The 572-nt window shown below is 57.5% G+C and carries 1 pseudogene; it reads right to left on the bottom strand.

Annotation, left to right across the window (positions count from 1 at the left end):
- Positions 1–311: pseudogene (locus BN1123_RS05670) on the bottom strand (Tim44 domain-containing protein); the annotation flags it as partial.
- Positions 312–572: the final 261 nt, after the last annotated feature.

Below are 572 nucleotides of genomic sequence, written 5' to 3'. Positions count from 1 at the left end.
GCCAGCAGGGCGATCAGCAGGAAGTCCATGCCCTGCATGCCTTCAAAGGCCCCGCTGCCCAGCAGGTAGGCAAACAGACCGCCGGCCAGCAGGCCGCCCAGCAGACCCCCCATCATGCCGCTCTTCTTCGGCGGAGTCTGGGCGTTCAGTGTCGGATTCTTGTTGTCGACCGGTTTGGCCGCAGGCTGGGCCGGCGCAGTTTTGTAACTTTTTCCAAAGGATTTGCTGCCGCCAAACTTCTTGGCCTCGGCATGAGGTGCCCCCAGGCCAATGGCCAGGATCACGGCAAACAGGGTCAGCATCTTTTTCATTTTGACTCTTTTCACTCTCGTCTGTGGGTGGGGCATGCTCCGCGTTGGCTAGCTCAGCAAGACGCATGGCAGGCTGCCTGTCCCTAAATGTGTCGCAGCTTGGGCCGATAAGTACCATGATTGGCATGAATTATTCATGAACGAGTTGCCTGGCATCAGGCGTCAAGAATGGGAGCATGCAGCATGAAAAGCAGACGATTGAGTCGCAAGGAACGCAAACTGCGAAGCAAAACCAGAAGCAGCAAGGGGGAGCAGACCCTG

This window comes from Aeromonas enteropelogenes (assembly GCF_000819845.1).
Taxonomy (GTDB): Bacteria; Pseudomonadota; Gammaproteobacteria; order Enterobacterales; family Aeromonadaceae; genus Aeromonas; species Aeromonas enteropelogenes.
The sequence above is the reverse complement of the archived record's forward strand: the minus strand, read 5'-3'. Positions and strand labels throughout refer to the sequence as shown.